The 26,289-nt window shown below is 64.8% G+C and carries 22 protein-coding genes and 1 pseudogene; 16 read left to right on the plus strand and 7 right to left on the minus strand.

The genetic code is table 11. From position 1 onward, the window contains the following. Positions 1-37 precede the first annotated feature (37 nt). Both ACVWYP_RS20000 and ACVWYP_RS20005 read right to left on the minus strand, forming a co-directional pair. Positions 38-496 carry a cupin domain-containing protein gene (locus tag ACVWYP_RS20000; protein WP_304499512.1) on the minus strand — a complete coding sequence of 153 codons (459 nt, stop codon included), beginning with the start codon at positions 494-496 and terminating at the stop codon, positions 38-40. Positions 497-574: 78 nt separating this feature from the next. After that, on the minus strand, positions 575-1,741 hold the full coding sequence (locus tag ACVWYP_RS20005) for an ABC transporter substrate-binding protein (protein WP_028345202.1): 1,167 nt from the start codon (positions 1,739-1,741) through the stop codon (positions 575-577). Positions 1,742-2,031: 290 nt separating this feature from the next. Between ACVWYP_RS20005 and ACVWYP_RS20010 the strand changes: the two are divergent. From ACVWYP_RS20010 to ACVWYP_RS20020, 3 genes and pseudogenes are all read left to right on the plus strand, one after another. After that, positions 2,032-2,527 (plus strand): annotated as a pseudogene (locus ACVWYP_RS20010) (MarR family winged helix-turn-helix transcriptional regulator). Positions 2,528-2,530: 3 nt separating this feature from the next. Continuing rightward, positions 2,531-3,346, plus strand: coding sequence for an alpha/beta hydrolase (locus ACVWYP_RS20015; RefSeq protein WP_304499514.1), 816 nt, complete (start codon positions 2,531-2,533; stop codon positions 3,344-3,346). Positions 3,347-3,515: 169 nt separating this feature from the next. Further along, positions 3,516-5,159, plus strand: coding sequence for an AMP-binding protein (locus ACVWYP_RS20020; protein WP_304499515.1), 1,644 nt, complete (start codon positions 3,516-3,518; stop codon positions 5,157-5,159). Positions 5,160-5,203: 44 nt separating this feature from the next. Here ACVWYP_RS20020 and ACVWYP_RS20025 read toward each other — a convergent pair whose 3' ends face one another. Both ACVWYP_RS20025 and ACVWYP_RS20030 read right to left on the minus strand, forming a co-directional pair. After that, positions 5,204-6,817, minus strand: a complete 1,614-nt coding sequence (locus ACVWYP_RS20025; protein WP_439711171.1) for a DHA2 family efflux MFS transporter permease subunit — start codon at positions 6,815-6,817, stop codon at positions 5,204-5,206. 8 nt (positions 6,818-6,825) lie between these two features. Next, the gene (locus tag ACVWYP_RS20030; protein WP_304499516.1) at positions 6,826-8,010 is read right to left on the minus strand and encodes an HlyD family secretion protein; all 1,185 of its coding nucleotides are present in this window, start codon (positions 8,008-8,010) and stop codon (positions 6,826-6,828) included. A gap of 154 nt (positions 8,011-8,164) precedes the next feature. Here ACVWYP_RS20030 and ACVWYP_RS20035 point away from each other — a divergent pair, with 154 nt between their 5' ends. Beyond that, entirely contained in the window at positions 8,165-8,869 is a 705-nt protein-coding gene (locus ACVWYP_RS20035; RefSeq protein WP_304499517.1) for a TetR/AcrR family transcriptional regulator, read from the plus strand. A gap of 9 nt (positions 8,870-8,878) precedes the next feature. Here the strand turns inward: ACVWYP_RS20035 and ACVWYP_RS20040 are convergent, their stop codons facing one another. Both ACVWYP_RS20040 and ACVWYP_RS20045 read right to left on the minus strand, forming a co-directional pair. Continuing rightward, positions 8,879-10,636, minus strand: coding sequence for an ATP-binding protein (locus ACVWYP_RS20040; RefSeq protein WP_456684310.1), 1,758 nt, complete (start codon positions 10,634-10,636; stop codon positions 8,879-8,881). A 97-nt stretch (positions 10,637-10,733) separates the two neighbouring features. Beyond that, positions 10,734-11,660 carry a LysR family transcriptional regulator gene (locus ACVWYP_RS20045; protein ID WP_028345195.1) on the minus strand — a complete coding sequence of 309 codons (927 nt, stop codon included), beginning with the start codon at positions 11,658-11,660 and terminating at the stop codon, positions 10,734-10,736. Positions 11,661-11,826: 166 nt separating this feature from the next. Here ACVWYP_RS20045 and ACVWYP_RS20050 point away from each other — a divergent pair, with 166 nt between their 5' ends. From ACVWYP_RS20050 to ACVWYP_RS20085, 8 genes are all read left to right on the plus strand, one after another. Continuing rightward, positions 11,827-12,846, plus strand: coding sequence for a class 1 fructose-bisphosphatase (locus tag ACVWYP_RS20050; protein ID WP_304500256.1), 1,020 nt, complete (start codon positions 11,827-11,829; stop codon positions 12,844-12,846). 10 nt (positions 12,847-12,856) lie between these two features. Then, positions 12,857-13,732, plus strand: a complete 876-nt coding sequence (locus ACVWYP_RS20055) for a phosphoribulokinase (protein ID WP_028331481.1) — start codon at positions 12,857-12,859, stop codon at positions 13,730-13,732. Beyond that, entirely contained in the window at positions 13,729-15,750 is a 2,022-nt protein-coding gene (gene tkt / locus ACVWYP_RS20060) for a transketolase (protein WP_304499519.1), read from the plus strand. Before ACVWYP_RS20055 ends, tkt begins: the two co-directional genes overlap by 4 nt. Positions 15,751-15,765: 15 nt before the next feature. Next, positions 15,766-16,848, plus strand: coding sequence for a class II fructose-bisphosphate aldolase (gene fba, locus ACVWYP_RS20065; protein WP_016845644.1), 1,083 nt, complete (start codon positions 15,766-15,768; stop codon positions 16,846-16,848). A 36-nt stretch (positions 16,849-16,884) separates the two neighbouring features. Further along, a complete protein-coding gene (locus ACVWYP_RS20070; RefSeq protein ID WP_035634399.1) occupies positions 16,885-18,342 on the plus strand; it encodes a form I ribulose bisphosphate carboxylase large subunit in 1,458 nt (485 codons plus the stop codon). 12 nt (positions 18,343-18,354) lie between these two features. Further along, complete coding sequence (locus ACVWYP_RS20075; RefSeq protein WP_304499520.1) at positions 18,355-18,780, plus strand: ribulose bisphosphate carboxylase small subunit; 426 nt, start codon at positions 18,355-18,357, stop codon at positions 18,778-18,780. A gap of 109 nt (positions 18,781-18,889) precedes the next feature. Further along, complete coding sequence (gene cbbX, locus ACVWYP_RS20080) at positions 18,890-19,831, plus strand: CbbX protein (RefSeq protein WP_051448217.1); 942 nt, start codon at positions 18,890-18,892, stop codon at positions 19,829-19,831. Continuing rightward, positions 19,828-20,544: an HAD-IA family hydrolase gene (locus ACVWYP_RS20085; RefSeq protein WP_304499522.1), complete on the plus strand. Its 717-nt coding sequence runs from the start codon at positions 19,828-19,830 to the stop codon at positions 20,542-20,544. Before cbbX ends, ACVWYP_RS20085 begins: the two co-directional genes overlap by 4 nt. A 46-nt stretch (positions 20,545-20,590) precedes the next feature. On the opposite strand, the gene ACVWYP_RS20090 is transcribed toward ACVWYP_RS20085, so the two are convergent. Beyond that, positions 20,591-21,019: a hypothetical protein gene (locus ACVWYP_RS20090; RefSeq protein WP_304499523.1), complete on the minus strand. Its 429-nt coding sequence runs from the start codon at positions 21,017-21,019 to the stop codon at positions 20,591-20,593. Positions 21,020-21,158: 139 nt separating this feature from the next. Between ACVWYP_RS20090 and chvE the strand changes: the two genes are divergently transcribed. The 4 genes from chvE (at position 21,159) to ACVWYP_RS20110 (ending at position 26,059) form a co-directional block, all read left to right on the plus strand. After that, a complete protein-coding gene (chvE, locus tag ACVWYP_RS20095) occupies positions 21,159-22,232 on the plus strand; it encodes a multiple monosaccharide ABC transporter substrate-binding protein (RefSeq protein WP_304499524.1) in 1,074 nt (357 codons plus the stop codon). 168 nt (positions 22,233-22,400) lie between these two features. Continuing rightward, positions 22,401-23,981, plus strand: a complete 1,581-nt coding sequence (mmsA, locus tag ACVWYP_RS20100) for a multiple monosaccharide ABC transporter ATP-binding protein (protein ID WP_304499525.1) — start codon at positions 22,401-22,403, stop codon at positions 23,979-23,981. Next, positions 23,978-25,168, plus strand: coding sequence for a multiple monosaccharide ABC transporter permease (gene mmsB / locus ACVWYP_RS20105; RefSeq protein WP_304499526.1), 1,191 nt, complete (start codon positions 23,978-23,980; stop codon positions 25,166-25,168). Before mmsA ends, mmsB begins: the two co-directional genes overlap by 4 nt. 57 nt (positions 25,169-25,225) lie before the next feature. After that, the gene (locus tag ACVWYP_RS20110; protein ID WP_304499527.1) at positions 25,226-26,059 is read left to right on the plus strand and encodes an inositol monophosphatase family protein; all 834 of its coding nucleotides are present in this window, start codon (positions 25,226-25,228) and stop codon (positions 26,057-26,059) included. Positions 26,060-26,289 lie beyond the last annotated feature (230 nt).

A 26,289-nucleotide genomic window follows, 5' to 3' on the forward strand; every position in this document is an offset into this window, starting at 1 on the left:
CGCTCCTCAGGATGACGGAAATGGGTCTCCGCGTAACTTACGCCGGAGGCGGCGGCAGGAAGTGGATGTTGTGCTCGGCGGCGAGCCGCACCACGTCATCCGGGTTCTGCTCCTTCATGTTGTGGATCGCCCAGAACAGGTCGTAGAGCCTCCGCGTCGGCGACACCCAGAACAGCGTCTTGGCCGGCTGCTGCGACTTGTTGAAGATGCCGTGCGGCTTGCCCATCGGCAGGCGCACCAGATCGCCTGGAGTTGCGGATTCATCGGCACCGTCGAGCATGAAGTCGAGCTTGCCCTCGAGGATGTAGAGGTACTCGTCCTGGTCGGGGTGGATATGCGGAGGAACAAAGGTGCCCGGCGGGAAGGTGGCGTGCCAGGAGAATGAATGCTCGGTGCGGCTCTTCGGCACGTAGGTCTGGCCGAGGATGCTCCAGGAAATGCCCTGGATGCCTTCATTGGCGCGGGTGATGCCGGCGATCTCGTCTTTTATGCTCATGCTTGCTCCATGCTTCCATTTGACGCGTTTTCTTCACGCGAACCGGTATCCACTTCACTGGAAAACGCTTTGAACGCCTTACTTTGCCGCGCAGTCCTTGGCGTAGCGGTCGCCATAATTCGAAAACACCTTTTCGACGATCTCGGTCTGGAATTTGCCGTCCGGTCGCTTCGCGACCTTGGTGAGGTAGAAATCCTGGATCGGATAGCCGTTGTTGCTGAACTTGAAGTTACCGCGCAGCGAGGTGAAGTCGGCCTTCTTCAGCGCGGCGGCGACCGCGTCCTTGTTGGAGAGGTCGCCCTTCACGGCCTTGACCGCGCTGTCGATCAACAGCGCGGCGTCATAGGCCTGCATGGCGTAGGTGCCGGGCACGCCGTTGTAGGCCGCCTCATAGGCGGCGACGAACTTCTTGCTTTGGGGATTGTCGAGGTTGGGCGCCCAGTTCGCCCCGCCGAACATGCCGACCGCTGCGTCCTGCTGCGCGGGCAGGGTGGATTCGTCGACGGTGAAGGCGGAGAGCACCGGCACGGTGGTGCCGGCCTGCTTGTATTGCTTCACGAGGTTCACGCCCATGCCGCCCGGCATGAAGGTGAACAGCGCGTCCGGCTTCAGCGCAGCGATCTTGGACAGCTCGGGCTGGAAATCCAGCGTGTTCAGCGGCGTGTAGGATTCCTCGACGATCTCGCCCTTGTAGTCGAGCTTGAATCCGGCGACGGAGTCGCGGCCGGCCTGATAGTTCGGCACCAGCAGGTAGACGCGCTTGTAGCCGCGGTCCTGCGCCACCTTGCCGAGGATCTCGTGCACCTGGTCGTTCTGGTACGACGTCACATAGAAGAACGGGTTGCACTCCTTGCCGGCATAGCTGGAGGGACCTGCGTTCGGGCTGATCAGGAAGGTCTTGCTGTCGGTGACCGGGCGGTGGATCGCCTGCAGGATGTTGGAGAAGATCGGGCCGACCACGAAATCGACCTTGTCGCGCTCGAGCAGGCCGCGCACCTTGACCACCGCGCCGTCGGGCTTCAGTTCGTCGTCGGCGTTGACGATCTCGACATCGCGGCCGGCCATCTTGCCGCCGAGGTCCTTGATCGCGAGCGCAAAGCCGTCGCGGACCTGCTGGCCGAGCGCCGCGGCCGGGCCGGAGGTCGTGACCAGCACGCCGATCTTGATCTTCTCCTGCGCGGTCGCCGGGGTGACCGCGACACCGAGCAGCGCCGCCAATCCCGCGAGCTTCGTCAATTGCTTCATCTCACTCCCCCAACCATTGGCCTGATGCTTCGGCGGCCGATTTGGCTTCAGCTTAGTCTGACGCGCGCGACCGCTGCAAGCGATGTGGCATTGCGTCAGGATGATCGCCGCGGACCATGCGGGCGTCGCACATGCAAGCGCCGCGCCAATTGCTTGAAGTTTAAAGAAATTGCAGGATTGCCCAGGCGTATCAGGCGCGATTCGCAATTGTCCTTGCGGGACGCCGCGAATTGCTTGAAGCTCAAAACAATTAGTCCGACCGGAACCCGCCGCGGAGGCACGATCGCCGCATGATCCTCGATTCCGAAACCAAAGCCGTCGAACTGCCCGACGATCACGGCACCGAGCTGCGGCTGTGGCTGCGCCTCTTGACCTGCACCACGCTGATCGAAGGCGAGGTGCGCAGCCGGCTGCGCGAGAAGTTCGACGTCACGCTGCCGCGCTTCGACCTGATGGCCCAACTCGACAAGGTGTCCGACGGCATGACGCTGTCGGACCTGTCGAAGCGGATGATGGTGTCGAACGGCAACGTCACCGGGCTGGTCGAGCGCCTGGTTGAATCAGGCCATCTCGATCGCCGCACCTCGGAGACGGACCGCCGCGTGCAGTTCATCCGGCTCACAAAACTCGGCCGCGCCGAATTCCGCAAGATGGCCGCCGAGCACGAGAAGGTGGATCGCCGATATCTTCGGCGATCTCTCGCCGAAGGATATCCGCGAACTGATGCGGCTGCTCGCCAAGGCCAAGGGCTCGGCGCAGCGCTCCGCCAAGGCGAGGAGCGTTTAAGCCGTGACCGAGGTCGATTACGAGGTCGAATACAACAATCGGGCGCGGGTGCCGGAAAATCCGGCGCTGATGGCCGGCTGGGCGAGGGACTCCGCGGCGTATCGCGAGCAGCATCCGCCGCGGCGGCTGACCTATGGTCCGGGCAGCCGCAACGTCATCGACCTGTTCGAAGGCGATCGTGACGGGCCGCTCGCGGTTTTTATCCATGGCGGCTACTGGCAGGCGCTCGACGGCTCGTCATCGAGCCACTGCGCGCGAGGGCTCAATGGCCACGGCATCTGCGTCGCGGTGCCGAGCTACGATCTCTGCCCCAGTGTCACGGTCGGCGACATCATCGGCGAGATGCGTGCGGCGTGCCGCGAACTGGCCAGGCTCGGCCGGCCACTGGTCGTGTCGGGACACTCCGCAGGCGGACATCTTGCCGCGTGCATGCTCGCGACCGATTGGCCGGCCTATGATGCGTCGCTGCCGAAGGACCTGGTCAGGGCTGCTTACGCGATCTCCGGCCTGTTCGAGCTTGAGCCATTGGTCGGTACCTCCATCAACAAGGCGCTTGGCCTCGACCGCGCCGCCGCCCGGGCGGCGAGCCCGCTGTTCTGGATACCACCTGCGGGCGCAACGCTCGATGCCGTCGTCGGCGGCGCCGAGAGCGCGGAATATCACCGGCAGAGCCGGACCGTCGTCGATGTCTGGGGCAAAGCGGGCGTTGCAACGCGGTTCGGCGTTGTGCCCGAAGCCAATCATTTCACCGCGATCGCGCCGCTCGCCGATCCGGGCTCGGCGATGGTGGCGCGGCTGAAGCAGCTTACGCAAATCTGAGGTGCTGAAGGATCGGCCAGCGATTTCCACGCGATTTCCGCCCTTGCGTCAAATTATTTTAAGTATAAAATGATTGGCGATTGGAACGCTGCCGGGCGTCCTCGATATTGATGTTGGTCTTCTCGATATTGGTCTTGGCCTTTCTGGATGGAAAGCGAGGGGCGATCGAATGTCAGGTGAATTTCCCGGGCTCGGCCCATCCGGGCATGTCGACGATTTTGCACGGCGCAACCTGCCGCCATCAGCGCAATGGCCGCAGCTGCTGCTCGACCGACCCGAATTCAGCTACCCCGATTATCTCAACGCCGCGGTCGAACTGACCGACCACATCGTCGAGCAGGGGATGGGCGATCGCATCGCGCTGATCGGCAATGGCCGCCAGCGCACCTACAAGGAACTGACCGATTGGTCGAACCGCCTGGCGCACGCCCTCGTGGAGAACTACGGCGTCAAGCCCGGCAATCGCGTCCTGATCCGCTCGGGCAACAACCCTGCGCTGGTCGCGGCCTGGCTCGCGGCGACGAAGGCCGGTGCCGTCGTCGTCAACACCATGCCGATGCTGCGCGCCGGCGAACTGGCCAAGATCGTCGACAAGGCCGAGATCTCGCTGGCGCTGACCGACAGCCGCATCGCGGATGAATTGGTGGCCTGCGCCAAGACCAGCAAATTCCTCAAGCAGGTCGTCAATTTCGACGGCACGCAGAACCACGACGCCGAGCTCGACCGGATCGCGCTGAACAAGCCGGTCAAGTTCGATGTGGTGAAGACCGGCCGCGACGACGTCGCACTGCTTGGCTTCACGTCGGGCACCACGGGCGAACCCAAGGCGACCATGCACTTCCACCGCGACCTTCTGATTGTGGCGGACGGCTATGCCAAAGAAGTGCTCAAGGTGACGCCGGACGACGTGTTCGTCGGTTCGCCGCCGCTCGCGTTTACGTTTGGCCTTGGCGGGCTCGCGATCTTCCCGCTGCGCTTCGGTGCCACCGCGACGCTGCTGGAGAACGCGGCGCCGAGCGAGATGGTCCGGATCATCGAGACCTACAAGGCGACGATCTGTTTCACCGCGCCGACCGCCTATCGGGCGATGATGGCCGCGATGGACAAGGGCGCCGATTTGTCGTCATTGCGCCTCGCGGTCTCGGCCGGCGAGACGTTGCCGGCGCCGGTGTTCGAGAGCTGGACGAAGAGGACCGGCAAGCCGATCCTCGACGGCATCGGCAGCACCGAGCTGCTGCACATCTTCATCACCAACCGCACCGGCAGCGCCGTCGGCGGCACCACGGGCACGCCAGTCTCGGGATACGAGGCCAAAATCGTCGACGAAGACATGAACGAGCTGCCGGCGGGGCAGGTCGGCAAGCTGGCGGTTCGCGGCCCGACCGGCTGCCGCTATCTCGCGGACTCCAGGCAGAGCAAATATGTCCGCGACGGCTGGAACATCACCGGCGATGCCTTCGTCAGCGACGAGAACGGCCGGCTGTCGTTCGTGGCGCGTGCCGACGACATGATTATCTCAGCGGGCTACAACATCGCCGGCCCCGAGGTCGAGGCCGCGCTGCTCGGCCATCCCGATGTCGCGGAGTGCGCCGTGATCGGCGCACCCGACGAGGAGCGCGGGCAGATCGTCTCGGCGTTCATCGTGCTGAAGCAGGGCGCGCGCTGCGACGATGTCGAGATCAAGCTGCTGCAGGATCACGTCAAGGCGACGATCGCGCCGTATAAATATCCGCGCGCGATCGCCTTCGTCGAGGCGCTGCCGAAGACCCAGACCGGGAAGATCCAGCGCTTCAAGCTGCGCGAAGCAAGCTGACAAGCAAAGGGGAGGGCGACGGCCCGCGGCCGCCGCCCGACAAATCAATGTGCCGCGCCGCCGCCGGCCGCATTCTTCGGCTTGCCGGTCAGCAGGATCGCGATCGCGGCGAACACCAGCACGATGCCGATCACGGCAAAGGTGTCGCTGAAACCAAGCACCAGGGCCTGGCGCTTCACGATATTGCCGAGCGCCACGATCGCCTGGTGATGCGCGGTCGCCGGATCGGAGACGCCATGGCTGAGGAAGTAATTGGTCACCTCGGCGATCCGGGTGCGCACTTCCTCGCGGCCGAGGTCGACCGACTGGCCGATGATGTTGGAGTGGAACTGCTCGCGCTTGGTGACGATGGTGGCGAGCAAGGCCGTGCCGATCGCGCCGCCGAGGTTGCGCATCATGTTGGAGATGCCGGAGGCCGCCGCCGCGTCCTGCGGCGCGACGCTGCCGAGGCTGACGGCGGACAGCGGGGCCAGCATGATTGCCTGGCCGATCGCGCGGACGATGTTCGGGACGAAGAACTGGTCACCGGAGTAATCGAGCGACATCGCGATGTTCATGAAGGAGGAGACCGCGAACAGGATCATGCCGGTGAAGGCGATGAAGCGCGGATCGAAGCGTTGCATCAGCTTCGGCACCAGCGGGATCAGGATCAGCTGCGGCAGGCCGGTCCAGGCCAGCACCTGGCCGATCTGCTCGGCGTTGTAGCGCTGCACCTGGCCGAGATAGGCCGGCAGCAGGTAGACCGAGCCGAACAGCGCGAAGCCGACGAACACCGCCGAGATGGTGCCGAAACCGAAGCTGCGCTGGGTCAGGAGGCGCAGCCGGATCAGCGGCTTTTCGACGACGAGTTCGATCCAGACGAACAGAGTGAGGCTGACGGCGGCGATCACCGCGAGCTTGACGATGAAGGGCGAGCCGAACCAGTCGTTCTTGTTGCCTTCCTCGAGCACGGCCTGCAGCGACGACAGACCGATCGCCATCGTGACGATGCCGAGCCAGTCGCCCTCACGCAGCAGATGCAGCTGCATCGGCTGGCGCTCCAGCGTGAAATAGAGGGTGATGACCATCACCGCGGTCGGGATCACATTGACGAAGAAGATGGTCTGCCAGCCGTAATTCTCGGTGAGGTAGCCGCCGATGGTCGGTCCGATCGCGGGGGCAAAGGTCACGGCGAGCGCGAACATGGCAAGGCCGACCGGCTGCTGGGCCTTCGGCAGCTTGGTGAAAACCAGCGTGAAGGCCATCGGGATCAGCACGCCGCCAAAGAAGCCCTGCAAGCCGCGCATCGCGATCATCGAGGGCAGGTCGTGGGTGAAGGCACAGGCCACCGAGAAGATCGCAAACAGGGTGGCGAAGCCGATGATGATCTTGCGGAAGGAAAACACCCGGCTGAGATAGTCGGTCAGCGGGATCACCACGATCTCGCCGATCAGATAGGAGGTCGAGATCCAGGAGCCGTTGTCGACGCCGGTTCCGATGCCGCCCTCGATGTTGAGCAGCGAGGCGTTGGTGATCTGGATGTTGAGGATCGCCATGAAGGCGCCGATCATGGCGGCGACGATGGAGATCCAGACGGCCATGCTGGCGCGGTTGGGATCGACCGCTGCCGCTGCCGCGCGGGGCGCAGCAGCCGGGGAGGAGAGCGCGAGGTCGGACATGACATCACCTATTTGAAGGAGGCGACAGCGAGCTTGGGAGAGGCGCTGGAGCGCGGCGCCTCGCCAGGTTGCGACAAGGTTGCGATGGTCGGGATGACCGACATGCCGGGCCGCAGTTCGACCGCCGTCGCGTCGAGCGCAATCTTCACCGGGATGCGCTGCACCACCTTGGTGAAGTTGCCGGTCGCATTGTCGGGCGGCAGCAGCGCGAATTCCTGGCCGCTGGCGGGCGCGAGACTGTCGACATGGCCGCGCACCACCTGTCCCGGGAACATGTCGACCGCGATCTCGACCGGCTGACCCTTGCGGACATTGGTGAGCTGCGTCTCCTTGTAGTTCGCGATCACATAGGCGCCGGTGGCGGGCACCAGCGACATCAGCTGCGTGCCGGCCTGGACGAACTGGCCGGTGCGCAGGGTGCGGTTGCCGACCACGCCGTCGATCGGGGCTGATATGGTGGTGTAGCCGAGGTTCAGCTCGGCCTGATGCTGGAGCGCGGTTGCGCGCGCCTGCGCCGCGACCGCCTGGGCAATGTCGGCTTTGAGCAGCTCCACTTGGCGGAGCGCGGAGGCGAGGTTCGCGGTATCGCGGGCGACGGCGGCCTGTGCGCTGGCGTAGCGCGACTGCGCCTGCTGCGCGTTCTGCACGCTGCCGAAGCCGGTGCCGGCGAGGTCGGTGTAGCGCTTGTTCTCCTGCTCGGCGAAGGTCTGCGTCGCGGTGTCGACGGCGAGGGTCGCGCGTGCCGCTTCGATCACGGACTGCTGCACATCGAGCTGCGCATGCTTGCTGGCGATCGCGGCCTCGGCGGCGGCGACGTCGGCCTTGGCCTGATCCAGCGCGACCCTGAAATCGCGATCGTCGATCCGCGCCAGCATCTGGCCGGCGCGCACATGCTCATTGTCGCCGACCAGCACCGCGCTGAGATAGCCGGAGACTTTTGGCGCGATCGTCGTGTTGTCGGCCTTCACATAGGCGTCGTCGGTCGAGACCTGAAAGCGGCCGACCGTCCAGTAATCCCAGCCGTACCAGGCTCCGCCCGCGAGCACGGCGAGCGCCGCGCCGGCCAGCAGCAGGCGGCGAAGCCTGCCCTTGGCGGCTTGCGGCTTGGAGGCCTCCGGATTTGCGATCAATTGCCTGGCGGTCTCGGCCGGAACCTGGCTCTCGGCCTTGAATGATGTCTCATGCTGGCTCATGGAGGCGCTCCTGATCCGTCTATCCCGCTGGAAAATCGTGCCAATTTCGGCCGATGCCATGGAATTAATTAGGAAACTTGATGTTTTCCAAAATAGAGCCCATATTGGGAGTGTCAATAGAATGACAGGCATCATTTAAAAGCATGGCTCGCGGATGAACCGGAATGACAAGGATCAGACGGAGCAAGGCGCACCGGCGCGGCGCGGCCGCGGGCGGCCGCAGCTACGATCCGACGACGAGACGCGCGCGCTGATCTATGACGCCGCGCGGCGCGAGTTCTCCGAGCGCGGCTTCGCTGCGGCCAACATCGCCGACGTGGCCTGCCGCGCCGGCGTCTCCACCAAGACACTCTATCGGCTGATCCCGACCAAGCTGGCGCTGTTCGAGGGCACGGTGACGGACCGGATGGACCGATTCATATCCGCCGTGAATCTCGGCGCCTGCGACGGCCGCGATATCGCGGCGGCATTGGAGGCGGCGCTCTCGAGCTGTGGCGAGCTGATCCTCGATGCCGAGGTCATCGCGCTCCAGCGCATCATCCTGGCCGACAGCGACAAATTCCCCGACATTGCCGAGATGTTCTACGAGAAGGCGATGCAGCGGACCCTTGGCGCGCTGGCTGCGTGGCTCGGTGTGCAGCAGCGGCGGGGACGGATCGCGGTGGACGACGCGCAGGCCGCTGCGGGCATGCTGCTCGGCATGCTCGTGTTCCAGCCGCAACGCGACGTGATGTACGGCCACAGGCCGCCGCCGTCGCGGGCGCAGATCGAGGCCCGCGCCAAGGCCTGTGCGGCACTGTTCCTGTCCGGATGCGCCGCGCCGTCCGACCAGATCAAGAAGCAGAACGGAGACGCGTGACGCCCCGCGTCACTTGCCCATTGCCGCCGCCGGCGGCTGGGCCAGCACCTGCCGGATCATCCGCGCGAGATCGGATTTGCGGTAGGGCTTCGGCAGCAGCGTCACATCGGGGTCGAGGCGGCCGTGGTGGATGATCGCGTCCTCGGTGTAGCCGGAGGTGAAGAGCACGCGCACCGAGGGCAGTTTGGCGATCACGGCGTCGGCGACCTGCCGGCCGTTCATGCCGCCGGACATGATGACGTCGGTGAACAGCACGTCGCAGACGAACCCGTTGTCGACCGCAGCCAATGCTTCCGGGCCGTTGGCGGTGACCATGGTGCGATAGCCGAGCTGCTCGAGCTGGGCGCTGACGTAATTGCGCACCAGCGGATCGTCCTCGACGACCAGGATGGATTCATTGCCGCCGCGCGTGTCGACCGGAGGAGGCGGCTCGACGTCGATCATGTCGCCGCTGCTGCGCGGCAGATAGAGCTTGATCGAGGTGCCGTGGCCCTCTTCGGAATAGATCTTGAGGTGTCCGTTGGACTGCTTGATGAAGCCGTACACCATGCTGAGCCCGAGGCCGGTGCCCTTGCCGGTGTCCTTGGTCGTGAAGAACGGCTCGAACACCTTGTCGCGGATCCCCGCCGGGATGCCCCCGCCGGTGTCGCTGACCGCGACCATCACATATTCACCCGCGCGCACGTCGGGGTTGGCGACGGCATAAACCTCGTCGAGGATGACGTTGCTGGTCTCCAGCATCAGCTTGCCGCCATCGGGCATCGCATCGCGGGCATTGACGGCGAGATTGAGCAGCGCGGTCGCCATGTGGTTCGGATCGATGAAGGCCGTCCAGGCGTCGGGTTCGAGCGCGGTATCGATTTCGATCTGCTCGCCGAGCGAGGGGCGCAGCAGCCGCGCGGTGTCCTGCACCAGGGTGTTGAGATTGGCTTCACGCGGTTGCAGCGGCTGCAGCCGCGAGAAGGCCAGCAGGTGCTTGGTCACTTCTGCACCGCGAAATGCGGCGTCGGTGATCATCTTGGCGACAGACGACAGCGCGGGATCATGTTCAACGGCTTCCGCGAGGATGTCGATCAGGCCGGTGATGACGGTCAGGATGTTGTTGAAATCATGCGCGATGCCGCCGGAGAGGTGCCCGACGGCCTCCATTTTCTGCACCTGGCGGAGCTTTTGCTCGGCTTCGAGCTGTTCGCGGGCGGCCTCGACTTCGCGGGCGCGCATGAAGATTTCCGCTTCCATCTGCTCGGTGCGCTCGCGCAACCGGTCGGTCAGCTGGTCCTGCTCGGCACCGCGCTGCTTCAGCTGGATGAAGCTGGTGACGTCTTCGACCCGATGGATGATGTAGGTGAACTGCCCGTTCGGCCCCAACACCGGCGAATTGCGCGGGCTCCAGTAGCGTTCCTCGAAGCCGCCGCCCTCCGACTCGGGCTTGCGGATATCGTATTTCTGCACCGTCATGGTGTCGGGGCGGCGGAACTGGACCACGCGCTCGAGCGAGGCGCGCAGGTTCCGCACGCCGTCGGCGGCCGGATCGTCCGGATTGTCGGGAAACACCTCGAACAGCCCATGCCCGAGGATCGCGGCGCGCTCGGTCTTGGTGGCGCGCAGATAGGCGTCGCTCACTGCCGCGATGCGAAAGTCGGGCTGAGTCAGCACCAGATAGAGGCCGGGCGCCGCCTCGAATAACGCCTTGAAGTCGGGCGTCGGCGGGGACTGGTTCTGCAGTTCAACCTCCCTCGCAGGGTGCGGTCCGCCGGGTGACCGCAGTCAAGATGTGACATGCGTTTCGCGGAACTTCAATGCCTAACATACGGCACTGGCTCGATTTTCTCGACCGATCGGGCGTCGTGGCGGCTCCGGGCCGCTAGTGCGAATTCGGCAGATAGCGCCAGCCCTCCTTGCCGAGGAAATCCAGCATGGCCTGCGCGGGCGGCAGCAGGATCTTGTCGGTGCGCCTGATCGCGTGCCACTGCCGGACGATCGGCAGGCCCTTCACCTTGAGCACCACCAGCCGGCCGTCCTCCAGCTCATGGAACACCGTGTGCTGGGAGATGAAGGCGATACCGAGCCCGGCCATGACAGCCTGCTTGATGGTCTCGTTGCTGTCCATCGCCATGCCGAGCTTCGGCTCCAGCCCGACCCGCTCGAAATATTGCTGCATCAGCATCCGCGTGCCTGATCCTTGCTCGCGGGTGATGAAGGTTTCGTTGGCGAGCTCCGATGGGGCGACGTGCCGCCGCCGCGCCAGCCGATGATCGGGCGCGGCGATGATGAAGTGCGGATGCCGGCCGAGCGGCTTCATCTCCACCTCGACATCGGCCGGCGGCCGGCCCATCACCGCGATGTCGAGATCATAGCCGCGCAGCGCGTCGCGAATCTCCTCGCGGTTGCCGATCCTGAGCGTGACCTCGATCTTGGGAAAGCGGCGCGAGAACGCCGCGATCGCAAACGGCACGAAGTATTTCGCGGTAGAGACCGCGCCCATCGCGACGCGGCCGCCGCTGCGGCCGGCGATCATGTCGAGCGACTGCTCGCAGTCCTTCAGCGCCGCCTCGATCCGCTCGACCAGCGTCAGCACGTGCGCGCCGGCATCCGTCAGCGCCATGCCGTCGCCGGTGCGCTGGATCAGCGGCAACCCCGCGAGCGCCTGCAGGTTGCGGAGCTGCAGCGTCACCGCGGGCTGGGTCAGGTTCAACCGGTTGGCGGCGGACGTGATCGAACCTGCCTCGTGCAAGGTCGACAGTGCGCGCAGCTGGCGGATGGTGAGATCCCGCGAGAAGTTGCCGGCCATGACAAGCTCCATAAGAAATACTTTGCCCGGACCAAAGATAATAAAATTTCCCTAATTGGGCAATTCGCGCGTTGATAGGGCGAAGGCGACTCCCTGAGGTCGCCTCTCGAAGCCTCGGGACAGAGGGCGCGATCATAGGGAGAGGCCGGTGGAGATTCGTCCTGCATTGCATGCCCATCTGGAGTGGCCGACGCAGCACAACCCGTTGCGCGCCGCGACCGTCGTGGTGATCGAAGCCCTTGCGGGCGCCGCGATCGAGCTCTCGCGCATCATTGCCGCCGGGCCGCTCGCCGGCATCGGCGGCGAGAGCGGCGGGGTCAATCCCGACGGCGACCGGCAGAAGACCATCGACATCGTCGCCGACGATCTGATGCGGAACGCTCTGCGCACCGCGCCGGTCGCCGCAGTGCTGTCGGAGGAGGTCGAACTGCCCGAGACGCTCGATCCCGACGCGCCGCTCTGCGTCGCGATCGATCCGCTCGATGGATCCGCCAATCTCGAAAACAACATCTCGATCGGCACGATCTTCTCGATCCGACCGAAAGGAAACGACGTCATCTCGACTTTCTTCGAGCCCGGCACGGCACAATGTGCCGCCGGCTGCTTCATCTACGGTCCGCAGACCGTGCTGGTGCTGGCGCTCGACCAGCGCGTCGACTGCTTTACGCTGGACCCGCGAACCGGCGAGTTCGTCCTGACCGCGCGTGACCTGCGCGTGCAGCAGGATGCGTCGGAATTCGCCATCAACGCCTCGAACCGGCGGCACTGGAGCGGCCCGGTGCGCAGCTACATCGACGACTGCCTCGCCGGGGTGAACGGCGAGCGCGGGCAGGACTTCAACATGCGCTGGATCGGCTCGCTGGTGGCGGAGGCCTACCGCATCCTGATGCGCGGCGGCGTGTTCCTGTATCCGGCGGATGCGCGCCAGGGCTACCGCGAAGGCCGGTTGCGTTTGCTGTACGAGGCGCATCCCATCGCACTGATCATGGAATGGGCGGGCGGCGCCGCGTCGAACGGCCGGTCGCGCATTCTCGAACTGTCGGCACGTACGCCGCATCAGCGCGTGCCGCTGATCATGGGATCGACGCGCGCCGTGCGCGACGTCGATGCGATCCACCTGACCGTCGAGCCGTTGTTCGAAAGCAGCGATGCCCCGCTGTTCGCGCGGCGCGGCCTGTTCCGCTGAGGAGGACCGCATGTCACGTCGGCATCCCATCATCTCGATCACCGGCTCCTCCGGGGCCGGCACCACTTCGGTGAAGAAGACGTTCGAAAACATCTTCCGCCGCGAGAACGTGGTCGCCGCCTATATCGAGGGCGACGCGTTCCACCGCTACGACCGCGCCGAGATGCGCAGCCTGATGGCGGAGAGAGCCGAGCGCGGCAACAAGCACTTCAGCCATTTCAGCCCCGAGACCAATTTGTTCGAGGAGCTGGAGAAGCTGTTCAGCGACTACGCCGAGACCGGCACCGGAACCACGCGACACTATGTGCACGATGAGGAGGAGGCGCGGCTCTACGGCGCCAAGCCCGGCACCTTCACCGCTTGGGAGGCGCTGCCGGAGAATTCCGACCTGTTGTTCTACGAGGGCCTGCATGGTGCCGTGGTCACCGACAAGGTGAATGTCGCGCAGCATGCCGACCTCAAGATCGGCGTCGTGCCGGTCATCAATCTCGAATGGATCCAGAAGCTGCATCGCGACCGCAGCCATCGCGGCTACTCCACCGAGGCGGTGACCGACACCATCCTGCGCCGCATGCCGGACTATGTGAATTACATCTGCCCGCAGTTCACCGAGACCGACATCAACTTCCAGCGCGTGCCGACGGTCGATACGTCGAACCCGTTCATCGCGCGCTGGATCCCGACGCCGGATGAATCGATGGTCGTGATCCGGCTGAAGAACCCGCGCGGCATCGATTTTCCCTATCTGCTCTCGATGATCCCGAACAGCTTCATGTCGCGCGCCAATTCGATCGTGGTGCACGGCGCCAAGCTCGACCTCGCGATGCAGCTCATCCTGACCCCGCTGATCCTGCAACTGATCGAACGAAAGAGGCGAACGATATGACCGCACTTGCGTCCGTTGCGAGGCGCCCCGAAATCAGCCACGACGAGATGGCGAACGCCATCCGCTTTCTCGCCATCGACGCGGTGGAGCAGTCGAAATCCGGTCATCCCGGCATGCCGATGGGCATGGCCGATGTCGCGACCGTGCTGTTCACGGACTTCCTGAAGTTCGACCCGGCCGATCCGGCCTGGCCCGACCGCGATCGCTTCGTGCTCTCGGCCGGTCACGGCTCGATGCTGCTCTACGCACTGCTTTATCTGACCGGCTACGAGAGCATGACGCTCGATCAGCTCAAGGCGTTCCGGCAGTGGGGATCGAAAACCCCGGGACATCCCGAGTATGGCCACACCCCGGGTGTCGAGACCACGACCGGGCCGCTCGGGCAGGGGATTGCGACCGCGGTCGGCATGGCGCTTGCCGAGCGGCTGATGAACGCGCGCTTCGGCGACGACCTCGTCGACCACTACACCTATGTGATCGCCGGCGATGGCTGCCTGATGGAAGGCCTCAGCCATGAGGCGATCTCGCTCGCCGGCCATTTGCGGCTGAACCGATTGATCGTGCTGTTCGACGACAATCATATCTCGATCGACGGCGCCACCTCGCTGTCCTGCTCGGACGACCAGACGGCGCGGTTCAAGGCCAGCGGCTGGAACGTCAACCGCATCGACGGCCACGATCCGCAGGCGATCACCGCGGCGATCAGGCAGGCGCGATCGAGCGATCGTCCGTCGTTGATCGCCTGCCGGACGGTGATCGGGTTCGGTGCGCCGAACCGGCAGGGCAGCGAGAAGGTGCATGGCGCGCCGCTCGGTGCCGATGAGGTGGCGAAGACCCGTGCCGCGCTGCGCTGGCCGTATCCGGCATTCGAAATTCCCGATGCGGTGCTGGCGGAGTGGCGCGAGCTCGGCGGCCGCGGCCGCGACGCGCGGCGGGCCTGGATCGAGCGTTCGCGCGGCGCCTGCAAGGGCGACAAGGCCGAGCGGTCTCCGTTCCATGACGCGCTGAACCGGAAATTGCCCTGCGCCTATGCCGAGGCGATGGCGAAGTTGGTGGAGCGGTTCGCGACCGAGCGGCCGAAGCTCGCCACGCGGCAGGCCTCGCAGCAGGTCATCGACGTGATCGCGGAGGCGTTGCCCAACCTGCTGGGCGGCTCGGCCGACCTCACGCATTCCAATCTGACGCTGGCGAAGTCGCAGGTTTCGGTGCGGCCGGAAACGCTCGACGGCAGCTATATCCATTACGGCATCCGCGAGCATGGCATGGCCGCGGCGATGAACGGTATCGCCCTGCACGGCGGGTTCATTCCCTATGGCGGCACCTTCCTCAGCTTCGCCGATTACAGCCGGCCGGCGATCCGCCTCGCGGCGCTGATGGCGATCCGCGTCATCCATGTGATGACCCACGATTCCATTGGGCTCGGCGAGGACGGGCCGACGCATCAGCCGGTCGAGCATCTGGCGGCGCTGCGCGCGATCCCGAACGTCCTGGTGTTCCGCCCGGCCGATGCCGTCGAAACCGCGGAAGCGTGGGACTGCGCGCTGAAGGCGGAGACCTCGCCGTCGATCCTCTGCCTGTCGCGGCAGGCGCTGCCGACGGTTCGCGACGGCAGCAAGGACAACCAGGTCGCGCTCGGCGCCTACGTTCTCGTCGAGCCGGCCTTCGCGCGTGACGTCACCCTGATTGCAACGGGTTCGGAGGTGGCGATCGCGCTCGAAGCCGCAAAGCTGCTGGCGGAAGACGGGGTACAGGCGGCGGTCGTCTCGGCCCCGTGCTTCGACCTGTTCCGCCAGCAGCCGAGCGACTATCGCGCCCAGGTGCTGGGCAGCGCCCCGCGCGTCGGCGTGGAGGCTGCGGTCGAGGGCGACTGGGCGCGCTGGGTCGGCGAGGACGGTGCCTTCGTCGGCATGACCGGCTTCGGCGCTTCCGCGCCTGCCGACGTGCTCTACCGCGAATTCGGCATCACGCCCGCAGCAATCGCTGCTGCAGCAAAACAGCTCATTCAACGAGCGAATTGAAAGGAGGACGCCACCATGGCGCGGATAACCCTGAGACAGTTGCTGGATCACGCCGCCGAACGCGGCTACGGCGTGCCGGCCTTCAACATCAACAATATGGAGCAGGGCCTCGCCATCATGGAGGCGGCCGCGGCCTGCGATGCGCCTGTCATCATCCAGGCCTCGCGCGGCGCGCGGTCCTATGCCAACGACATCATGCTGGCGAAGATGATCGACGCGCTCGAGGAGATGCATCCGCAGATTCCGCTCTGCCTGCATCTCGACCACGGCAACGAGGAGGCGACCTGCGCCACCGCGATCCGCTACGGCTTCACCTCCGTCATGATGGACGGCTCGCTCAAGGCCGACGCCAAGACGGCAGCCGACTACGACTACAACGTCGATATCACCCGCCGGGTCGTCGACATGGCGCACTGGGTCGGCGCGTCGGTCGAAGGCGAACTCGGCGTGCTCGGCTCGCTCGAGCATGGCGGCGGCGAGCAGGAGGACGGTCACGGCGTCGAAGGCAAGCTGAGCCACGACCAACTGCTCACCGATCCGGACCAGGCGGTCGATTTCGTTCGCGCCACCAAGGTCGATGCGCTCGCGATCGCGATGGGTACCTCGCATGGCGCCTACAAGTTCACGCGGCGGCCCGACGGCGAGATCCTGGCGATGCGTGTGGTCGAGGAGATCCACAGTCGCCTGCCGAACACGCATCTGGTGATGCACGGCTCGTCCTCGGTGCCGCAGCCGCTGCAGGACATGTTCAACCAGTTCGGCGGCGAGATGCCGCAGACCTGGGGCGTCCCGGTCGAGGAGATCGTCCGCGGCATCAAGCACGGGGTGCGCAAGGTCAATATCGACACCGATTGCCGCCTGGCGATGGCGGCGGCCTTCCGCAAGGTCGCCGTCCAGTCGAAGAGTGAGTTCGATCCGCGCAAATTCCTGAAGCCGGCGATGGATGCGCTGCGCGAACTCTGCCGTGACCGCTTCGAGCAGTTCGGCACGGCCGGCAATGCCGCCAGGATCAAGGTGGTTGCACTGCCGGAGATGGCCCGTCGCTATCGCGCCGGCGCGCTCGATCCGCAAATTGGAAAGATGACCCAGGCCGCCTGAGCAAATGGCGACGAACCATAGGAGATTTCGATGAACATGCAGCAGTCGATGACGGTGCGCGGCAAGGATCGCTACAAGTCCGGCGTGATGGAATACAAGCGGATGGGCTATTGGGAGCCGAACTACGAGCCCAAGGACACCGACGTCATCGCCCTGTTCCGCGTCACGCCGCAGGACGGCGTCGATCCGACCGAAGCCTGCGCGGCGGTGGCGGGCGAATCCTCGACCGCGACCTGGACCGTGGTGTGGACCGACCGGCTGACGGCCGCGGAGAAATACCGGGCGAAATGCTATCGCGTCGATCCGGTGCCGAATTCGCCGGGCAGCTACTTCGCCTATATCGCCTACGACCTCGACCTGTTCGAGCCGGGCTCGATCTCGAACCTGACGGCCTCGATCATCGGCAATGTGTTCGGCTTCAAGCCGCTGAAGGCGTTGCGGCTCGAGGACATGCGGCTGCCGACCGCCTATGTGAAGACATTCCAGGGCCCGGCGACCGGCATCGTGGTGGAGCGCGAGCGGCTCGACAAGTTCGGCCGTCCGTTGCTCGGCGCGACTGTGAAGCCGAAGCTCGGCCTGTCCGGCCGCAACTATGGCCGCGTTGTTTATGAAGCCCTGAAAGGGGGGCTCGACTTCACCAAGGACGACGAGAACATCAACTCGCAGCCCTTCATGCACTGGCGTGAGCGCTTCCTCTACTGCATGGAGGCGGTCAACCGCGCGCAGGCCGCGACCGGCGAGATCAAGGGGACTTATCTCAACGTCACCGCGGCGACCATGGAGGACATGTACGAGCGCGCCGAGTTCGCCCATGAGCTCGGCTCCAACATCGTCATGATCGACCTTGTGATCGGCTACACCGCGATCCAGTCGATGGCGAAGTGGGCGCGCAAGAACAACATGATCCTGCATCTGCATCGCGCCGGCCACTCGACCTACACGCGGCAGCGCAGCCACGGCGTCTCGTTCCGCGTGATCGCGAAATGGATGCGGCTCGCCGGCGTCGATCACATCCATGCCGGCACGGTGGTCGGCAAGCTCGAGGGCGATCCGAACACCACCCGCGGCTACTACGACATCTGCCGCGAGGACTTCAATCCGCTGCACCTGGAGCACGGCGTGTTCTTCGACCAGAACTGGGCGAGCCTCAACAAGCTGATGCCGGTGGCCTCCGGCGGCATTCATGCCGGCCAGATGCACCAGCTGCTCGACTTGCTCGGCGAGGACGTCGTGCTGCAGTTCGGCGGCGGCACCATCGGCCATCCCCGCGGCATCCAGGCCGGCGCCACCGCCAACCGCGTCGCGCTGGAGGCCATGATCCTCGCCCGCAACGAGGGACGCGACTACGTCCACGAAGGGCCGGAGATCCTGGCCAAGGCGGCGCAGACCTGCACGCCGCTGCGCGAGGCGCTCGACGTCTGGAAGGACGTCACCTTCAACTACGAGTCGACGGACGCCCCCGATTTCGTTCCCACGCCGAGCATGGCGGTCTGAGAGGAGGTTCTCATGCGCGTTACCCAAGGCTGCTTCTCGTTCCTGCCCGATCTGACCGACGAGCAGATCGCCGCACAGGTGCAATATTGTCTCGACAAGGGCTGGGCGGTGAACATCGAGTTCACCGACGACCCGCATCCCCGCAACACCTATTGGGATATGTGGGGCCTGCCGATGTTCGACCTGCGCGATGCGGCCGGCATCATGAAGGAGCTCGCCGACTGCCGGCGGGTCTATGGCGACCGCTACATCCGGGTCTCCGGCTTTGATTCCAGCCCGGGCTGGGAGTCGGTTCGCATCTCCTTCATCGTCAACCGACCGCAGGAGGAGCCAGGCTTCCGGCTCGACCGCCAGGAGGCCGCCGGACGCAATTTGCGTTACGCGACCCATTCTTATGCAGCGAGCCGCCCCGAAGGCGAACGCTACACCGATCATTGACCGCGTCCGGCTTGCAAACCAGGCGGGTTGCTCCCTCGACCGTCCTGGTCCGGATGCACTTCTCCGTCGTCGCCGCCGCGGCGACGGAGCTTTTCCAGGCGAGAGGATCATGACCCAGGCGCAAGAACAGATCAGCGAACAAATCCGCGAGACCCCGCTCGAGACCATCGACCTTCGCCATGAATTCGCCGACCTCGGCATCGGCGACGTGCTCGACCAGCTCGATTCCGAATTGATCGGCCTGAAGCCGGTGAAGACCCGCATCCGCGAGATCGCCTCGCTGCTGCTGGTCGAACGCATCAGGCAGAAGATGGCGCTGGCGACGACGTTCCCGACCCTGCACATGTCGTTCACCGGCAATCCCGGCACCGGCAAGACCACGGTCGCGCTGCGGATGGCCGGCATCCTGCACAAGCTCGGCTTCGTCCGCCGCGGCCACGTCATCAGCGTCACGCGTGATGACCTTGTCGGGCAATATATCGGCCACACCGCGCCGAAGACCAAGGAGATCTTGAAGAAGGCGATGGGCGGCGTGCTGTTCATCGACGAGGCTTATTACCTGTACCGCCCCGAGAACGAGCGCGACTACGGACAGGAGGCGATCGAGATCCTGTTGCAGATCATGGAACAGCAGCGCGAGGATCTGGTCGTGATCCTGGCCGGCTATGGCGACCGCATGGAGAAATTCTTCCAGAGCAATCCGGGATTCCGCTCCCGCATCGCGCATCACATCGACTTCCCGGACTATTCGGACGGCGAGTTGCTCTGGATCGCCGAGCTGATGTTGCAACAGCAGAATTATCGTTTCTCCCCGGAAGCACGCGATGCCTTCACCCGATACATCGGCATTCGCAAGGAACAACCGCTGTTCTCCAATGCACGCTCGATCCGCAATGCGCTCGATCGCATCCGGTTGCGCCAGGCCAACCGGATCGTGGCGAAGCTCGACCGCACGCTCACCGCCGACGACGTGATGTCGATCGAGGCCGGCGACGTGCTCGCCAGCCGGGTGTTCGTCAAAGGCGCCGGTGCGCCGGGCGAGGCACGATGAACGAGGCGCTCGCCGTGATCCGGTCCGCCGGGATGCGCGACATCATCGCGAGCGCCCGCGCCTTGATCTTCGATGTCGACGGCACGCTCGCCGAAACCGAGGAGGTGCACCGCCGCGCCTTCAATGAAGCCTTTGCCGAAGCCGGCCTCGATTGGTTCTGGGACCATGTCACTTACGCGCGGCTGCTTCGGGTGGCCGGCGGCAAGGAGCGCATCCGCGCCTTCGACCAGCGCAACGCGGTCCCAATGCTGACATTCGCCGAGATCGCCGACCTGCACAGGATCAAGACCGCGCGCTACGCCGCGCTGATTGCCGCGGGCGGTTGTCCGTTGCGGCCGGGCGTCAGGGCCTGGCTCGCCGGCGCGCGCAGCCGCGGCCAGCGCCTGGCGATCGCAACGACCACCTCGCACGGCAATATCGATGCGCTGCTTTCGGTTTCGCTCGGGCTGGACTGGGCCGATCAGTTCGAGGCGATCGTTGCCGGTGACGACGTGCCGCGGAAGAAGCCGGCGCCGGACGTCTATGTCGAGGTTCTGGCGCGGCTCGGGCTCGGGCCGGGAGATTGCGTCGCCGTTGAGGATTCCGGCAACGGCCTTGCCGCCGCGGCAGGCGCCGGCATTCCCGTCGTCATCACCCGCAGCACCTATTTCAGCGACGACGATTTTGCCGAGGCGCTGCTGGTCGTCGACGATCTCTCTGACATCGACGCCTGAAGATTGAGGCCGCTGGCCGGCAGTTCCGGCAATTTTATTCTGCCTGTTAAATAAATGGCGCTTGCGTCCATAGCCGGGTATGGGGCACAATCCCACCGAAGGTTGCCAAAAGTGATGCCGCGCCACCTGGAGGGCAATGGGACTTGTCAACATTTCCGGATAGCGCCTCACAATCCTCCCCGCCTCCGATCAATTTATTCGGATAATTAAATAAATGGCCAGTCGGTGCTTGCATCCGTACGGTGGGAGCAACATCAATCAAAGGGCGCAGAAAGCCGTGCCACACCGCCAGAAGTTCTGGCGCATGCTGGCGCTCGCCAACAATTCCGGGAGACTGGCGCCCCATGATCCTCCACGTCATTCCTGCGCCGCGTTCGTCCCACGACATGACTCGCGACTGAACCCGGCCTTGCAGGATCGACATGGCCGATCGTGCGGAGCGAGCATTGGCGCTGTTGACGGGTTCGATCGACATTCCGCAACTTCGGTTCGTGACGGTCCCGGCGCCGATCCGACACCGTCGTAGATCTGCGGTCCGCCCACGAACGATAGCCGTCGATGGACGCTGTGCACGGCAAGGGTATCCCAACTCAAAAAAAACGAGGGAGTGAAGCATGTCCAAATTGAAGACCAGCTTGTTTGCGCTCGTGCTGGCCGGCCTTGCCGCGGCGGTGTCGGATCGCGACGCCATGGCCCAGAGCAAGCCGACCATCGGCATCGCGATGCCGACAAAATCCTCGGCACGCTGGATCGACGACGGCAACAACATGGTCAAGGTGCTGAAGGAGCGCGGCTACGGCACCGACCTGCAATACGCCGAAGACGACATTCCGAACCAGCTCTCCCAGGTCGAGAACATGGTGACCAAGGGTGCCAAGGTGCTGGTCATTGCCGCCATCGACGGCACCACCTTGTCCGATGTCCTGAAGCAGGCCAAGGCCCAGGGCATCACGGTGATCGCCTATGACCGCCTGATCCGCGGCACCCCCAATGTCGACTATTACGCGACCTTCGACAATTTCCAGGTCGGTGTGCTGCAGGCCCAGTCGATCGAGAACGCGCTCGGGCTCAAGGAGGGCAAGGGCCCCTTCAACATCGAGCTGTTCGGCGGCTCGCCCGACGACAACAATGCGTATTTCTTCTACGACGGCGCGATGTCGGTGTTGAAGCCCTATATCGACAGCGGCAAGCTCGTGGTCGGCAGCGGCCAGACGGGCATGAACAAGGTTGCGACGCTGCGCTGGGACGGTGCGACCGCGCAGGCGCGGATGGACAACCTGCTCAGTGCGTTCTACGGCAAGAAGCGCGTCGACGCGGTGCTGTCGCCCTATGACGGCCTTTCGATCGGCATCATCTCCTCGCTGAAAAGCGTCGGCTACGGCAGCAAGGACCAGCCGATGCCGTACATCAGCGGGCAGGATGCCGAGGTCCCTTCGATCAAGGCGATGCTGCGCGGCGAGCAATATTCGACCATCTTCAAGGACACCCGCGACCTCGCCAAGGTGACGGCCGACATGGTCGACGCCGTGCTGAGCAAGAAGGAGGTCAGCGTCAACGATAACAAGACCTACAACAACGGGGTCAAGGTGGTTCCGGCCTATCTCCTCAAGCCGGTCGTGGTGGATAAGACCAATTGGGAGAAAGTCCTGATTGACAGCGGCTATTACAAGCGCTCGCAATTCGACTAGAGCGTTTTCGAGCGAAGTGGCTACCGGTTCGCGTGAGGAAAACGCGTCAAAACTAGAATCCAGAGCCCCGTTCCGATTTAATCGGAACGGAATAGGCTCTAGGGCGGATCGCCGGGCAAGCGGCGGCGAGCCGCGCCGGGGACGATCGACGCTGCGGGACCTGATCCGATGACGGCAATGCTTGAGATGCGCGGCGTCAGCAAGAGCTTTGCCGGCGTGCAGGCGTTGCGAGACGTCAGCTTCACGGTCGAGGCCGGACAGATCCATGCGCTGGTCGGCGAAAACGGCGCCGGCAAGTCGACCTTGATGAAGGTCTTGAGCGGAGTCTATCCGGCCGGCAGCTACGATGGGTCGATCGTGTTCGACGGCGAGGAGCGGCGCTTCCGCGACATCAACGACAGCGAGGCGCTCGGGATCATCATCATCCATCAGGAGCTGGCGCTGATCCCGCTGATGTCGATTGCCGAGAACATCTTTCTGTCGCATCCGCCATCGCGGTTCGGCGTCATCGACCGCAACGCGGTGCATCGGCGGACCGCCGAACTGTTGGCGCAGGTCGGCCTGCGGGAGCCGCCGGACACGCTGATCACCGACCTCGGCGTCGGCAAGCAGCAGCTCGTCGAGATCGCCAAGGCACTGTCCAAGCGCGTGCGCCTCCTGATCCTCGACGAGCCGACCGCAAGTCTCAACGAAGCCGACAGCGCCGCCTTGCTCGAGCGTCTCCTGGCCTTCCGCGAGCAGGGCATCGCCTCGATCCTGATCTCGCACAAGCTCAACGAGGTTGCGCGCGTCGCCGACCGCATCACGGTGCTGCGCGACGGCCGCACCGTCGACAGCATCGACTGCCGGACCGAGCGCATCGAGGAGGACCGCATCATCCGCAGCATGGTCGACCGCGACCTCGCGCATCGTTTCCCCGAGCGGAAGGCGGAGATCGGCGAACCCGTGATGACGGTGGAGAACTGGTCGGTGTATCACCCGCTGCATCCCGAGCGGCAGGTGATCAAGAACGTCGACTTCACGCTGCGGCGCGGCGAGGTGGTCGGCATCGCCGGCCTGATGGGCGCCGGCCGCACCGAGTTCGCGATGAGCCTGTTCGGCCGCGCCTGGGGCACCAACGTCTCCGGCAGGGTCCGCCTCGATGGACATGAGGCCGATCTGTCCAGCGTGCCGGCCGCGATCGATGCCGGCATCGCCTATGTCACGGAAGACCGCAAGCAGCTTGGGCTGATCCTTGCCGCCGACGTCCGCAAGAACGTGACGGTGGCGAGCCTGCGCCAGGTGTCGGAGCGCGGCGTGATCGACGATGTCGCCGAGCTGAAAGCCGCGAGCGACTACCGCACCCGGATGCGGATCCGCTGTTCCGACGTCTACCAGGCGACCGGCGACCTCTCGGGCGGCAACCAGCAGAAGGTCGTGCTGTCGAAATGGCTGATGACCGATCCGAGGGTGCTGTTGCTGGACGAGCCGACGCGCGGGATCGACGTCGGCGCGAAATACGAGATCTACTCCATCATCAACGAGCTGGCCGAGGCCGGCAGGGGCGTTGTAGTGATCTCCTCGGAGATGCCCGAGCTGCTTGGCATCTGCGACCGGATCTGCGTGATGAATGACGGCGCCTTCGTCGGTGAGTTCGCAAGTCACGACGCGACGCAGGAGAAGATCATGCGCGCCATCATGCGCAATGTCAGAATGTCCGGACGCGGCGCCGACGAAAGGGCGGCACGCGCCGGAGGAGGGGCACCATGACCGACAAGACGGTATCACTTCCCGAGACCCCGAGGCATTCCGGCTTCATCAAGAACAATCTGCGCAACTACGGCATGCTGCTGTCGCTGCTCGCGATCATGCTGTTCTTCGAGATCGTGACCGACGGCACGCTGTTGCAGCCGCTCAACCTCACCAATCTCGTGCTGCAGAACAGCTACATCGTCATCATGGCGCTCGGCATGCTGCTGGTGATCGTCACCGGGCATATCGATCTTTCGGTCGGCTCGGTCGCGGGCTTCGTCGGCGCCATCGCGGCGGTGCTGATGGTGCGCTACCATGTCAGCTACCCGATCGCCTTCGTCGCCTGCCTTCTGGTCGGCGCCGCGATCGGCGCGGCCCAGGGCTATTGGGTGGCCTATTTCGGCATTCCGTCCTTCATCGTGACGCTGGCGGGCATGCTGGTGTTCAAGGGCCTCGCGCTTGCGGTGCTGCAGGGCCAGTCGGTCGGGCCGTTCCCGCCGACCTTCCAGAAGCTGTCGTCGGGCTTCATCCCCGAGCTGTTCCCGAGCGCCGGCACGCTCTATCCGACGTCGCTCGCGATCGGCATCGTCCTGGCGTTTGTCCTGGTCCTGGCGACCGCCAGGAGCCGGGCGCGCGAGCAGGCGCACGGCATCGCCGTCGAGCCCTATGCGTTTTTCATCGTCAAGAGCATCGCGCTGGCGGGCGCGGTGCTCTACTTCACCTACCTGATCGCCTCGCATCGCGGCCTGCCCAACGTGCTCGTGATTATGACCGTCCTGATCGCGCTCTATGGCTTCGTCACGCGGCGGACGGTGATCGGTCGGCAGATCTACGCGGTGGGCGGCAATGCCAAGGCGGCGAAACTGTCGGGCGTCAAGACCGAACGGCTCACCTTCTTCACCTTCGTCAACATGGGCGTGCTGGCCGCGCTCGCCGGGCTGGTGTTCGCAGCCCGGCTCAACACCGCGACGCCGAAGGCCGGTCTCGGCTTCGAGCTCGATGTGATCGCCGCCTGCTTCATCGGCGGTGCGTCGGCCTATGGCGGGGTCGGCCGGGTCGGCGGCGCGGTGGTCGGTGCCATGATCATGGGCGTGATGAACAACGGCATGTCGATCCTCGGCATCGGCATCGATTATCAGCAAGTGATCAAGGGCCTCGTCCTGCTTGGCGCCGTCTGCATCGATGTCTACAACCAGCGCCGCTGACCGCCACGCAGTCACAATCCCACGGTAGGATGCCGGTGCAACGCAGGAGAATGCCGCGTGAAACTCTCCCATGCCGACGCGCTTGATATCGGAGCCATCCTTGCCGAAGTCGGCCGCAGCGAGATCATGCCGCGGTTCCGCCGCGTGCGGGAGATCGCGGTCCGCACCAAGACATCGGCATTCGACGTCGTCACCGAAGCCGATGAGCTTGCCGAGCAGGCGATCTCGGCGGCGCTGCTCCGGGCGTTTCCGAATGCCGTGATCATCGGCGAGGAGGCCACGGCGTGGGATCCGGCCGCGGTCGGTCAAATCGGAACCGCGGAGCTCGCCTTCATCATCGATCCGATCGACGGCACCCGGAACTTCACCTCGAGCCTGCCGCTGTTCGGCACCATGGTGGCCGCCACCATGCGCGGCGAGATCGTGTTCGGCGCGATCCATGATCCGGTCAGCAACGACACGGCATTCGCGCTGCGCGGCGAGGGCGCGTGGCTCGCGATGCCGGATGGCCGGCGGCATGATCTGAAAGTGGCTCCCGCCGTGCCGGTCAAGCAGATGGATGCGATCGTCGGCGTCAACTTCCTGCCCGAGCCGCTGCGCACGATTGTCGCCGGCAATCTTTCCAGGCTCGGCGGCAGCGCCTGGCTCAGATGCGCCGCGCACGAGTATCGCATGGCGGCGTCCGGACATTGCCACGTGCTGTTCTACAACAAGCTGATGCCGTGGGATCATGCCGCGGGCTGGCTGTTGCATCGCGAGGCCGGCGGCTACAGCGCGCATTTCGACGGATCACCCTACCGGCCGGTCAATCTGACCGGCGGCTTGCTCTACGCGCCCGACGAGGCGAGCTGGCACGCGGCGCGGCAGGCGATCATGGTGCCAGCGGGATAAGAAGCAGGACGTGCGGTTCGTTGCTTCGCTTTCGGATTCAACTGTCAAACAGCTTGTTCGGTGTCGTCCCTGCGAAAGCAGGGACCCATACCCCGCGGCAGGTGTTGTGAACGGGACTCGTCGTCCCAACATCGTTCAACAATCAGCATTTGTGGTTATGGGTCCCGGCTTTCGCCGGGACGACACCCAATATGGGTCGTCGCTTGTGGGTCATACCTTCGCTCAGGGCT

It is taken from the genome of Bradyrhizobium sp. USDA 3262 (assembly GCF_054060035.1).

What these genes read in the sequence shown, in the direction of transcription:
- ACVWYP_RS20000 (WP_304499512.1), bottom strand. Translation starts at nt 496, where the DNA reads ATGAGCATAAAAGACGAGATCGCCGGCATCACCCGCGCCAATGAAGGC.
- ACVWYP_RS20005 (WP_028345202.1), bottom strand. Translation starts at nt 1,741, where the DNA reads ATGAAGCAATTGACGAAGCTCGCGGGATTGGCGGCGCTGCTCGGTGTC.
- ACVWYP_RS20020 (WP_304499515.1), top strand. Translation starts at nt 3,516, where the DNA reads ATGTCAGGTGAATTTCCCGGGCTCGGCCCATCCGGGCATGTCGACGAT.
- ACVWYP_RS20025 (WP_439711171.1), bottom strand. Translation starts at nt 6,817, where the DNA reads ATGTCCGACCTCGCGCTCTCCTCCCCGGCTGCTGCGCCCCGCGCGGCA.
- ACVWYP_RS20030 (WP_304499516.1), bottom strand. Translation starts at nt 8,010, where the DNA reads ATGAGCCAGCATGAGACATCATTCAAGGCCGAGAGCCAGGTTCCGGCC.
- ACVWYP_RS20035 (WP_304499517.1), top strand. Translation starts at nt 8,165, where the DNA reads ATGAACCGGAATGACAAGGATCAGACGGAGCAAGGCGCACCGGCGCGG.
- ACVWYP_RS20045 (WP_028345195.1), bottom strand. Translation starts at nt 11,660, where the DNA reads ATGGCCGGCAACTTCTCGCGGGATCTCACCATCCGCCAGCTGCGCGCA.
- ACVWYP_RS20055 (WP_028331481.1), top strand. Translation starts at nt 12,857, where the DNA reads ATGTCACGTCGGCATCCCATCATCTCGATCACCGGCTCCTCCGGGGCC.
- tkt (WP_304499519.1), top strand. Translation starts at nt 13,729, where the DNA reads ATGACCGCACTTGCGTCCGTTGCGAGGCGCCCCGAAATCAGCCACGAC.
- fba (WP_016845644.1), top strand. Translation starts at nt 15,766, where the DNA reads ATGGCGCGGATAACCCTGAGACAGTTGCTGGATCACGCCGCCGAACGC.
- ACVWYP_RS20070 (WP_035634399.1), top strand. Translation starts at nt 16,885, where the DNA reads ATGCAGCAGTCGATGACGGTGCGCGGCAAGGATCGCTACAAGTCCGGC.
- ACVWYP_RS20075 (WP_304499520.1), top strand. Translation starts at nt 18,355, where the DNA reads ATGCGCGTTACCCAAGGCTGCTTCTCGTTCCTGCCCGATCTGACCGAC.
- cbbX (WP_051448217.1), top strand. Translation starts at nt 18,890, where the DNA reads ATGACCCAGGCGCAAGAACAGATCAGCGAACAAATCCGCGAGACCCCG.
- ACVWYP_RS20085 (WP_304499522.1), top strand. Translation starts at nt 19,828, where the DNA reads ATGAACGAGGCGCTCGCCGTGATCCGGTCCGCCGGGATGCGCGACATC.
- ACVWYP_RS20090 (WP_304499523.1), bottom strand. Translation starts at nt 21,019, where the DNA reads ATGTCGATCGAACCCGTCAACAGCGCCAATGCTCGCTCCGCACGATCG.
- chvE (WP_304499524.1), top strand. Translation starts at nt 21,159, where the DNA reads ATGTCCAAATTGAAGACCAGCTTGTTTGCGCTCGTGCTGGCCGGCCTT.
- mmsA (WP_304499525.1), top strand. Translation starts at nt 22,401, where the DNA reads ATGACGGCAATGCTTGAGATGCGCGGCGTCAGCAAGAGCTTTGCCGGC.
- mmsB (WP_304499526.1), top strand. Translation starts at nt 23,978, where the DNA reads ATGACCGACAAGACGGTATCACTTCCCGAGACCCCGAGGCATTCCGGC.